General features: G+C 73.4%; 11 protein-coding genes. 3 read left to right on the forward strand and 8 right to left on the reverse strand.

Annotated elements, in window-relative coordinates:
- Positions 1 to 177: 177 nt before the first annotated feature.
- Complete coding sequence (locus ACSMHG_RS19215; RefSeq protein ID WP_435748140.1) at positions 178 to 1,326, reverse strand: acyl-CoA dehydrogenase family protein; 1,149 nt, start codon at positions 1,324 to 1,326, stop codon at positions 178 to 180.
- A 106-nt stretch (positions 1,327 to 1,432) separates the two neighbouring features.
- Here ACSMHG_RS19215 and ACSMHG_RS19220 point away from each other — a divergent pair, with 106 nt between their 5' ends.
- The gene (locus ACSMHG_RS19220; protein ID WP_435748142.1) at positions 1,433 to 2,128 is read left to right on the forward strand and encodes a MerR family transcriptional regulator; all 696 of its coding nucleotides are present in this window, start codon (positions 1,433 to 1,435) and stop codon (positions 2,126 to 2,128) included.
- Positions 2,129 to 2,151: 23 nt separating this feature from the next.
- Here the strand turns inward: ACSMHG_RS19220 and ACSMHG_RS19225 are convergent, their stop codons facing one another.
- Together ACSMHG_RS19225 and ACSMHG_RS19230 are read right to left on the reverse strand one after the other, a co-directional pair.
- Positions 2,152 to 3,189, reverse strand: coding sequence for an LLM class F420-dependent oxidoreductase (locus ACSMHG_RS19225; RefSeq protein ID WP_435748144.1), 1,038 nt, complete (start codon positions 3,187 to 3,189; stop codon positions 2,152 to 2,154).
- Between the two features lie 57 nt (positions 3,190 to 3,246).
- The gene (locus tag ACSMHG_RS19230) at positions 3,247 to 5,349 is read right to left on the reverse strand and encodes an acyltransferase family protein (RefSeq protein ID WP_435748146.1); all 2,103 of its coding nucleotides are present in this window, start codon (positions 5,347 to 5,349) and stop codon (positions 3,247 to 3,249) included.
- Positions 5,350 to 5,498: 149 nt separating this feature from the next.
- On the opposite strand from ACSMHG_RS19230, the gene npdG reads away from it, so the two are divergent.
- Positions 5,499 to 6,170, forward strand: a complete 672-nt coding sequence (gene npdG / locus ACSMHG_RS19235; RefSeq protein ID WP_435748148.1) for an NADPH-dependent F420 reductase — start codon at positions 5,499 to 5,501, stop codon at positions 6,168 to 6,170.
- 10 nt (positions 6,171 to 6,180) lie between these two features.
- Here npdG and ACSMHG_RS19240 read toward each other — a convergent pair whose 3' ends face one another.
- From ACSMHG_RS19240 to ACSMHG_RS19250, 3 genes are read right to left on the reverse strand one after another with little or no spacing between them, the layout of a single operon-like run.
- Entirely contained in the window at positions 6,181 to 7,083 is a 903-nt protein-coding gene (locus ACSMHG_RS19240) for a hypothetical protein (protein WP_435748150.1), read from the reverse strand.
- A gap of 40 nt (positions 7,084 to 7,123) precedes the next feature.
- A complete protein-coding gene (locus tag ACSMHG_RS19245; RefSeq protein WP_435748152.1) occupies positions 7,124 to 7,588 on the reverse strand; it encodes a DUF6328 family protein in 465 nt (154 codons plus the stop codon).
- A gap of 16 nt (positions 7,589 to 7,604) precedes the next feature.
- Positions 7,605 to 8,147, reverse strand: coding sequence for a YbaK/EbsC family protein (locus ACSMHG_RS19250; protein ID WP_435748154.1), 543 nt, complete (start codon positions 8,145 to 8,147; stop codon positions 7,605 to 7,607).
- Positions 8,148 to 8,221: 74 nt separating this feature from the next.
- Between ACSMHG_RS19250 and ACSMHG_RS19255 the strand changes: the two genes are divergently transcribed.
- Complete coding sequence (locus ACSMHG_RS19255; protein WP_435748156.1) at positions 8,222 to 9,127, forward strand: glycerophosphodiester phosphodiesterase family protein; 906 nt, start codon at positions 8,222 to 8,224, stop codon at positions 9,125 to 9,127.
- Here ACSMHG_RS19255 and ACSMHG_RS19260 read toward each other — a convergent pair.
- Together ACSMHG_RS19260 and ACSMHG_RS19265 are read right to left on the reverse strand one after the other, a co-directional pair.
- Positions 9,075 to 9,320, reverse strand: coding sequence for a hypothetical protein (locus ACSMHG_RS19260; RefSeq protein ID WP_435748158.1), 246 nt, complete (start codon positions 9,318 to 9,320; stop codon positions 9,075 to 9,077). The genes ACSMHG_RS19255 and ACSMHG_RS19260 overlap by 53 nt on opposite strands.
- Positions 9,317 to 10,025: hypothetical protein (locus tag ACSMHG_RS19265; protein WP_435748160.1), on the reverse strand; the 709-nt coding region annotated here is incomplete at its 5' end. The genes ACSMHG_RS19265 and ACSMHG_RS19260, both read right to left, overlap by 4 nt.

The raw sequence follows: 10,025 nt of genomic DNA on the forward strand, positions 1-10,025 counted from the left end.
GGCGCCGCGCTCGGCGCGCGCCAGGGCGCGGCGTACCTGCTGGGGGGTGGGACGGGGGTGCTCTCTCTCGGCGTCCATCGTGGTCAGGCTATCCGGGACCAGCAGGTCGGTGCTGGGCAGAGGGCCCCGACCGCCGTGCCCCCTCCCCAGCACTCGAGCTGTTGCCGTGCCGTCGGGTCAGATCCCGAGGCTGCGACCGATGATCTCCTTCTGGATCTCGGTCGTGCCGCCGTAGATGGTCTGGATCCGGCTGTCGAGGTAGGCCTTGGAGATCGGGTACTCGGTCATGTAGCCGTAGCCGCCGTGGAGCTGCACGCCCTGGTCGACCAGCTTCTTCTGCAGCTCGGTGGTCCACCACTTCGCCATCGACGCCAGCGAGGTGTCGACCTGGCCGGCATTGAGCTTGGTGATGCAGTCGTTGACGAAGAGCCGGGCGATGTGGACCTCGGTGGCCATCTCGGCGAGCAGGAACCGGTTGTGCTGGAACTTGCCGATCGGCTTGCCGAACGCCTCGCGCTCCTTGGCGTAGGAGAGGCACAGGTCGAGCACGTGCTCGCAGGCGGCGACGGCGATCGCAGCGATCGAGACCCGCTCCTGCGGCAGGTTCATCATCAGGGAGATGAACCCGGAGCCCTCCTCCCCGAGCAGGTTCTCCTTCGGCACCGCCACGTTGTCGAAGAAGAGCTCGGCGGTGTCCTGGGCCTTGAGGCCCATCTTGTCGAGGTTGCGCCCACGCTCGAAGCCCTCCATCCCGCGCTCCACCACGAGCAGGCTGATGCCCTGGTGGCCGGCGTCGGCGTCGGTGCGGGCGACCACGATGACGACGTCGCTCATGATGCCGTTGCTGATGAAGGTCTTCGAGCCGTTGAGGACGTAGTGGTCGCCCTTGTCCACGGCGGTGGTGCGGATGCCCTGCAGGTCCGACCCGGCGCCCGGCTCGGTCATCGCGATCGCGGAGATCAGCTCACCGCTGACCAGCCCGGGCAGCCAGCGCTGCTTCTGCTCCTCGGTGCCGAGCTGGCTGATGTAGGGGACGATGATGTCGGTGTGGACGGGGAAGCCCAGTCCACTCGCCCCGACCTTCGAGATCTCCTCGGCGACGACCGCGTTGTACCGGAAGTCCTTGATCCCGGGGCCGCCGTACTCCTCGTCGACGTCGAAGCAGAGCAGGCCCTGCTCGCCGGCGCGGGTCCAGACCTCGCGGCTGACCTGGCCGTCCTTCTCCCACTGGTCGTGGTGGGGGACGACCTCCTTCTCGAGGAAGGAGCGCACGGTGGCCCGGAAGTCCTCGTGCTCCTGCTCGTAGATCGACGGCCGCTCCGGCATGGTTCCTCCGAATGTCGTGGTGGTGAGGGTGAGGACCACCGCCCGCGGCGGTTGTCAGTGCAACTGTGACAGCACAACTGTCATCGGGCAAGGTAGGGTTCACCTCGTGACCCTCACTGTCGACGAGCTCGCGGGGGCCGTCGGGCTGACGGTCCGCACCACGCGCTACTACGCCAGCCTCGGCCTCCTGCCGCCGCCCGAGCGTCGAGGACGCGTCGCCTACTACGGCGACGAGCACCGCGCCCGCCTCGAGCTGGTCCGTGCGCTGCAGGACCACGGGTTCACGCTGCAGGCGATCGAGCGGGTGCTCGCCAACGTCCCGGCCGACGCCTCGGTGGAGGAGCTCGCGCTGCAGCGGGCGATGCTCACGTCCTGGTCCTCCCAGCCGCAGGAACGGCTGACGAAGCGTCAGCTGGAGGCCAAGGTCGGACGGCCGCTCTCCGAGCGGGACCTCACGCTGCTGGTCACGCTGGGCTCGCTCGAGCGCGACGGGTCCACGTACGTCGCCCTGCCGAACCTGAGCGTCGGCGTGGAGCTGCTCGACGTCGACATCCCGCCCGGCAGCATGGAAGCCGCCAGCGACGCGATCCGGCGGCACATGGAGGCGCTCGCCGAGGAGCTGACCGGGATCCTGCGCGAGCAGGTGCTGCGCCCCTACCGGCGTGAGGCGCATTCCCCCGAGGACGCCGAGCGCCTCGAGCAGACCGTCTCCCGGCTGCGACGGCTCACGCTGGAGGCGGTCGTGACCGGCTTCCAGCGCGCCGCCAACGCGGTCATCATTCGCTCGCTCGGGCGGGACTGAGCGGCTGTCCGCTCAGCGCCGGGTCAGGAGACCCACTCCTTGACCTGAGCGATGGTGGCGGCCGGGTCGGCGCTCGCCGGGGTGAGCTGGAGGTTCGTGACGCCGGCCTCGGCGAAGGCGGCGATCCGCTCCTTGACGTAGGACTCCGGCCCGACGAGGTTGCCGGCCTCGAGCCACTCCAGCGGCACGAGCGCCTCCGCCTCCTTCTTCTTGCCGTCGAGGTAGAGGTCCTGGATCTGCTTGGCCTCCTTCTCGTAGCCGTACTGGCACGCGAGCTCGTTGTAGAAGTTCTTCCCGCGGGCGCCCATGCCGCCGACGTAGAGGGCGTACATCGGCCGGGCGAAGTCGAGCAGGGCCTTGGTGTCCTCGCCCTCCCCGATCGCCACCATGCCGCCGGCGGCGACCTGCAGCGGCGCCAGGTCGGCCGAGCGCTTGGCGGTGCCCTTGTCGAGGGCCTCGCCCCAGACCGCGCGCGCCTTCTCCGGCAGGAAGAGGAAGGGGAGCCACCCGTCGGCGACCTCGGCGGTCATCGCGACGTTGGCGTCACCGAGCGCGGCCACCCACAGCGGCACGGAGGGTCGCTCAGGCCGGGTGAGGAGCTTGAGGGGCTTGCCCAGCCCCAGGCCCTGGTCGGAGGGGAGGGGCAGGGTGAAGATCTTGCCCTGGTGGTCCAGCGGCTCCCGGCGCAGGCCCTGGCGCAGGATCGTGATGACCTCGCGGGTGCGGCCCAGCGGCTTGTCGTACGGCAGGCCGTGGAAGCCCTCGATGACCTGCGGGCCCGACGCGCCGAGCCCGATGACCGCTCGGCCGCCCGAGACGTTGTCGAGGCCGGCGGCGGTCTGCAGCAGCGCGCCGGGGGTGCGCGAGAAGACGTTGAGGATCGCGGCGCCGATCTCGAGGGTCTCGGTCTTCGCGGCCAGGTAGCCCATGAGGGTGGGGGAGTCGAAGCCGTAGGCCTCCGCCACCCAGACGGTGTCCAGGCCGGCCTTCTCGAGCGCGGCGACCTGGTCGGCAGCCTGGCGGGGGTTCCCGTCGTACATCAGCGGCATGGAGAGCTTCATGGGGTCACCATGACACCGCCACTGTCACGGTCACAACCCCGGCCGGGGTGGGGGACGTCACGGAGCGTCGAGCATGCCGAGCGTCCGGCCCAGTGCCCCGGCCAGCGAGGCGGCGTACTCGGTCGTGAGGTGGTCGGTGTCGCGGTAGGTCAGCGTGCCGCCGACCACCACCGGGCACAGACCCTGGTAGCACAGCCACGGGGTCGGGTCGACGACCTCCACCTCGGCCAGCCGGGCCGACGTGACCGCGACGTCGGCGAGCCGACGGGAGCGCTCCAGCGGCTCGAAGCTGCAGTCGCCCAGGTCCGGTGAGCCGGTGGTGAGGCAGGTCGCCGGGTCGTAGGAGGACTTCGGGACGTCGCGCAGCAGCACCACCCGCTCGGCCGCGTCCTGCAGGTCGGCGAAGAGGTCGTCGTAGCCGTCGGCGAGCAGCGGCACCACCCGGTCGAGCGCCTCGTACCGGGTGTCGCCGTCGTAGACGCCGTTCACCGGCGGCGACGAGGTCACGACCACCAGGTCCGGCTGGAGCATCTCGACCTGCGCCCCGGCCCACTCCTGGAACCGGCCGCACTCGGTGAACGGCCGGTCCTCGCGCACCGGGGCGACGACCACGTGCGCGGCCGTGCACTGCGACATCACGAGGTAGTAGGCGCGCCAGCCGCCGACCTCGCTGATCCGGTCGAACGCCGGGATCCACGCGCGCGCGTGGGAGTCGCCGATCACGACCACGGTCCGCTCGGCGTCGGTGTCGCCACGCGGGCAGAGCCGCCGCACCCCCGTCGCGTAATCGCACGCCCCGACGTCCGCGATCGAGTCGCGCAGGTCCAGCAGGTCGGGAGACAGGTCGCTCGGCACCGCCTTCCGGTCCCGTGCGGCGTCGACCGACGCGCGCACGAGCGCCACGGTGCCCTCGGGGTGCGCGAGCACGTCCTCGTCGACGCCTGCGGTGATCGCCGGGCCGTCGCCGCCGTCGGCGCGCTCGCCGGTCCACCACCAGGCGGCGGCGCAGGTGGTGGCGACGACCGCGAGGCTGGCCGGGTAGAGCACCAGGGCGCGCCGGACCCGCAGCGCGAGCGCCGGCCGGCCGTCCCGGAAGGGCAGCTCGACGGCGTGGTAGGTGACCCCGGAGAGCACGAAGGTCACCAGCACGGCGACGGCGGTCTCGGCCGCGGTCAACGAGCGGCCCAGCAGCCCCGCGGTGAGGACCAGGGCCGGCCAGTGCCAGAGGTAGAGGGAGTAGGACCAGTCGCCGACGACGCGCACGGGCCGCAGGGCCAGCAGGTGGTCGGTCATCGGCCGGGCGGCGCCTCCGCCGGCGAGGAGGACCAGCGCGCAGCCGAGCACGGGGAGCGTGGCCGCGTACCCGGGGAACGGTGTGGCCTCGGTGAGCACGACGCAGGCGGTGACGATCATCGCCAGGCCGACCACCGCGAGCAGGGTGGCCGGCCACCGCCCCATCCGGCGCACGGCCGCTGCGGGCACCAGCGCGACCAGGGCGCCGACCGCGAGCTCCCAGGCCCGCGTCAGCGTGGAGAAGTACGCCGCAGCCGGGGCGTCCGCGCTGTGCACGACCGACCAGGTGAACGAGGCCGCCGCCACCGCGACGAGCACCGAGACCAGGACGCCGCGGGGCACCGATCCCTGTCGGCTGCGCCGCCCCCGGCGCCCGAGGCGGGCCAGCCCCACGCAGGCCAGCAGCAGCAGCGGCCACACGAGGTAGAACTGCTCCTCGACCGCGAGCGACCAGTAGTGCTGGAGCGGTGAGACGGCGAGGTCGGAGGCGAAGTAGTCGACGTCCTGGCGGGCGAAGTGGAGGTTGGCCGCGAAGAGCGCAGCCCAGGCGGCGTCCTCGGCGACCTGCCGCGCGTCGATGAGGCTGTACCAGGAGAGAGCGACCGCCACGGTGACGGCCGTGACGAACGTGGCCGCCGGCAGGATGCGACGGGCCCGCCGCGACCAGAACCCGGCGAGCGAGACGGAGCCGCGGGTCGCGACCTCGCGCAGCAGCAGGCCGGTGATCAGGTAGCCGGAGATGACGAAGAAGACGTCGACGCCGACGTACCCGCCGGGCAGCCAGACCACGCCCGCGTGGCTGGCGATGACGACGAGGACGGCGACGGCGCGCAAGCCCTGGACGTCGCCGCGCAGTGACTTCCCCATGGTGTCCTGCCCTCGTCGTGTCTCGGCCGGCAGGTTATCAACCCGCCCGCCGTACCAACTGGTGGGCGAGTGCTCGCGCTACGGGCGCGGCTGGCACGATCGGCCCGGTCCCCGACGAGCCGGGGGAGTCGACCAAGAGGAGCGCGACCGTGACGACGTACCGCATCGCCGTGATCGGCGGGACCGGCCCGCAGGGCAAGGGACTGGGCTACCGGTTCGCCCGCGGCGGCCACACCGTCGTGCTGGGGTCACGGGCTGCCGAGAAGGCCGAGGCCACGGCCGCGGAGGTGACCGAGCGGCTCGCCGGCCTCGACGGCGCGGGCACGGTGACCGGCGCCTCGAACGCCGACGCCTGTGGCCAGGCCGACCTCGTGCTGCTCGCGGTGCCCTACGACGGCCACGACGAGCTGGTGGCCTCGCTCCCGCTCGCCGGCAAGGTCGTCATCTCCTGCGTCAACCCGCTCGCCTTCGACAAGCGCGGCGCCCACGGCCAGGTCATCGACGGCGGCGAGGGCTCCGCGGCGGAGTCCGCCCAGCGGTTGCAGCCGGAGGCGGTCGTCGTCGGTGCCTTCCACCACGTCTCCGCGGTCACCCTGTGGGGAGAGGCCGACTACCTCGACGGCGAGGACGTGCTGGTGGTCGGTGACCAGGTGGAGGCCAAGGAGCAGGTCATGGAGCTGGCCACCTCGGTGACCAGCCGGCCCGGGATCGACGCCGGGAAGCTCCGTTTGGCCCGCCAGCTCGAGCCGCTCACCGCCGTCCTCATCTCCATCAACCGCAAGTACAAGACCCACTCGGGCATCCGGATCCACGGGGTCTGAGCCCCGCCGCTCAGCCGTCCGCCAGACCGCACGACGCCACGGCGAAGGCGATGGCCGCCGCGGCGCCCCGCGGCGCCATGCGCACGACGAGCTCGCCGTCCTCCGGTTCCTCCCCGGCCGGGTCCACCCGGACCCGGACCCGGAAGGCCGTCGCGCCACCGGACTCGAGGAAGGCGTGGGCGTCGCACCGGGTCGGCTGGACGGGCAGCTCCAGACGGACCGCGGGGCCGTCGCTGCGCAGGAGCTTGCCGGGTGACCAGGCCGACGTGCCGTCGGCGGGGGAGAGGACCGGCGTGCCGCCCACGGTCCGCACGAGCAGCCGCCCGCCGGGGACGCCGCTCGGGGTGACGACGAGCGTCAGGGTGGCGGTGTCGCCGGGTGCCACCGGGCGGTCGGCCGGTGCGACGACCCGGTCGTCCCACCGCAGCGTCGCCACCTCGGCCACCGTCTGCTGCAGGCAGCGCCGGCGCACCCACTGGCCGACCACGTCCACCGGGTCGTCGACCGGGACCGTGGTGCGCGCGTCCCCGTGCTCCACCACCAGCGTGGGGCGGGCGGGCCGTGCCCCGCAGCGCGGCCGTGCGGGGAGCGCGAGGGGGTAGCCGCGTTCGGAGCCGGCCGGGACGGGCCGGAGCCGTTCCGCCTCGATCGGCGCGCGAAGCCGGCCGTCGCGGTAGGTCAGCCGGGTGGGCACCACCTCTGTGCGGGTGTCGTTGCCGACCCAGACCTGGAACCGGTCGAGGGCGGCGTCGCGCGAGGACTGCCGCAGGTCGGCGAGGAGGCGCCCCGACGGCGGCTCGACTGGCGGCGCGGGCGCGGCGGTCAGCGCCCTGGTCGACGGCGGGGGGACGGCCCCCTCCGCGCCGCCCGGCTCCGCGGAGCAGCCCGCAGCGGCCAGGGCGAGGCCGAGCACGGCCGCGGCTGCCGGCCGCCGGGACCGGCCGGACGGACCGTCAAGGGGTGACATCGGCCCGGTGGGGCACGACCACGAGCAGCACCACCGCGACGACCGCCACCGCCGCCGCTGCCACGAAGGCGGCGACCAGCCCCACCACGATGTCGAAGAGGAAGAACGTGAGCAGCACCAGCAGGACGCCGATGCCCAGCAGCACGCCGCGCATCGCGCGCTGGGCGGTGTCGAGGAGCCGCTCCTTGATGTGCTGGCCGGTGATCTTGCGGTGCACGGCGATCGGGGTGGTCGTGAGCGCGGTGGTGAGCAGCGCGATCATCACGAGCACCAGGTAGAGCACGTGCTGGCGCTCCTCGAGGCGGTCCCAGAAGACGCTCGTGAACGGCAGGGTCAGCAAGAAGCCGGCGAGCAGCTGGGTGCCGGTCTGCATGACCCGCATCTCCTGCAGCACGTCGTTGTACTTGCGGTCGAGACGCTCCTCCTCGGTCTCGTTGCGTCCCTCGGTCATCGGGCCATTGTGGCGCTCAGCCGGCCAGGCCGTCGACGACCTCCGCGCCCGGGAGCGTCGCCAGGTCGCGGCCCGGGAGCAGCAGCTTGGAACGGCGTACGCCCGAGCCGACGACGGCGACCTCCACGTCGACCACCCGGGCGTCGAGGAGCAGCCGCCAACCGGCGGGCAGCCCGACCGGCGTGATGCCGCCGTGCTCCATCCCGGACTCCGCCACCGCCCGGTCCATCGGCAGGAACGACGCCTTGCGCACGTCGAGCAGGCGCTTGACGCGGTTGTTCACGTCCGCCCGGGTGTCGGCGCGGACCAGGCAGGCGGCCACCCGTTCCTCCCCGTCACGGCGACCGGCGACGAGGACGCAGTTCACCGACGCCGTGAGCGGCAGGCCGTAGGCGTCGGTCATCGCCGCGGTGTCCGCGAGGGCCGGGTCGATCTCGACCACCGCCACGTCGCTCGCGCGCGGCCACCCGGCCAGCGCGGTCGCCACCGGTGCGGCCAGCAGGTCGGGGCGGTCGGAGGCAGGCAGGGACTGCAGCGTCCCGAGCGTCGGGAGAGCCATGTCGCCATCCTGACACCGGGGGTTCACGTGTCTCCCGCCGCCTCGTCACTGGCGGCGCGCAGCCTGCAGGTGTGATGACGACCGCACTCACCGGGGCGCCCCTCGTGATCGGCCACCGCGGCGCCTCGGGCCACCGTCCCGAGCACACCCTGGCCTCCTACCGCCTCGCGGCACGCATGGGCGCCGACTTCATCGAGCCGGACCTGGTCTCGACCCGCGACGGCGTCCTCGTCGCGCGCCACGAGAACGACATCTCCGCGACGACCGACGTCGAGCGCCGCCCGGAGTTCGCCGACCGGCTCACCACCAAGGTGGTGGACGGCCGGGAGGTGACCGGGTGGTTCACCGAGGACTTCACGCTCGCCGAGCTGCGCACGCTGCGGGCCGTCGAGCGGATGCCCGGCCTGCGGCCCGAGAACACCCGCTACGACGGGCTGTGGGCCGTGCCGACGCTGGACGAGATCTGCGCGCTGGTGCACCACGAGTCGCGCCGGGCGGGCCGACGGATCGGCATCTACCCCGAGACCAAGCACCCGTCGTACTTCGCCTCCATCGGGCTGCCGCTCGAGGGCACCCTGCTCGAGGTGCTCGCCCGCCACCGGCTCGACACCCCGGGGCGGGCGCTGGTGCAGTCCTTCGAGCCCGACCGCCTGCGCGACCTGGCCCACCGGACCGAGCTGCCGCTGGTGCAGCTGGTGCCGGCGGGGACCGTGGTCGACATCGCGCGGGTCGCGGAGTACGCCGCCGTGCTGGGCGTCCACAAGAGCCTGGTCGAGCAGGACCCCGGCCTGGTGGCCGCCGCCCACGAGGCCGGTCTGGCGGTGCATGCCTGGACCCTGCGGGCCGAGCACGTCGCCGACCCCGCGGGCGAGGTGCGCTCGCTCCTCGACGCGGGGGTCGACGGGCTCTTCACCGACCAGCCGGACGTCACGCTCCAGGCTCGGGCGGAGTGGTGGCAGAGCCGCGAGCGCGCGGTCTGAGGGTCGTCGCCAGCAGCCCGGCCACGCCGGCCAGCACCCACGGCAGGGGCAGCAGCCACCGCACCTCCTCGCCCGCCACCACGTCGCCCTCGACGAGCGCCCACACCGCGACGATCCCGAGGAGCGCCAGCCCCATCACCAGGTGCGCCACGTTGACGGGGTGCCGCCCGTCCGCCCAGATGTCCCGGTTCACCGGTTGCTCCCTTCCTCGGTCGTGATCTCGATGTCCCCGACGCCGAGCCGGACCTCGAGCAGGAGGGTCGGGGCGCCGCCGCCACCGTCGTGCGCCGCCTCCGTCTCCACCCCCAGGCCGTCGCGCCGGTCCTCGAAGGTCGCCGTTCCGCCGACGCCCACCTCGGACCGGGCGACGACGTCGAGCCCGTCGTCCGGGACGACGACCTCCAGCTCGCCGACGCCGCCCTCGACCGTCACGACCCGGTCGTCGAGCCGCTCGAGGTCCGTGAGCCGGGTCAGGTCCAGCACCAGCCGGCCGGCGCCCATGCGGTACGTCGGTCGCAGGTCGTCGGCGACGGTCGGTTGCTCGGTGCGGCTGGAGCCCTCGACCTCGGTCGCTGCGCTGGTGGCCACCATGGCGAGGGTCGCCAACAGGCCGACGGCGACGAGGCCACCGGGTCGGCCCCAGACCGACCCCAGCAGGAGCATGGCGCCGCACACGGTGGCGACCAGGGCCGGGTACGCCGCGTCGGCGACCGGCACGCCGCCGGTCTCGAGGAGGCCGAGCACGCCGATGCCGAGAGCGGCCAGCGCCATGGTGAACCAGAACAGCCGCGGACCCCGGCGGCGCGGGTCGGGCGGGGTCGTCGGCCGGGTCGTCGGCGGGGTCGTCGGCGGGGTCGTCGGCCAGGTCACCGGCGCGGGCGCCGGCGCGGGCGCCGGC

The organism is Nocardioides ureilyticus, from assembly GCF_051280745.1.
Lineage (GTDB): Bacteria > Actinomycetota > Actinomycetes > Propionibacteriales > Nocardioidaceae > Nocardioides.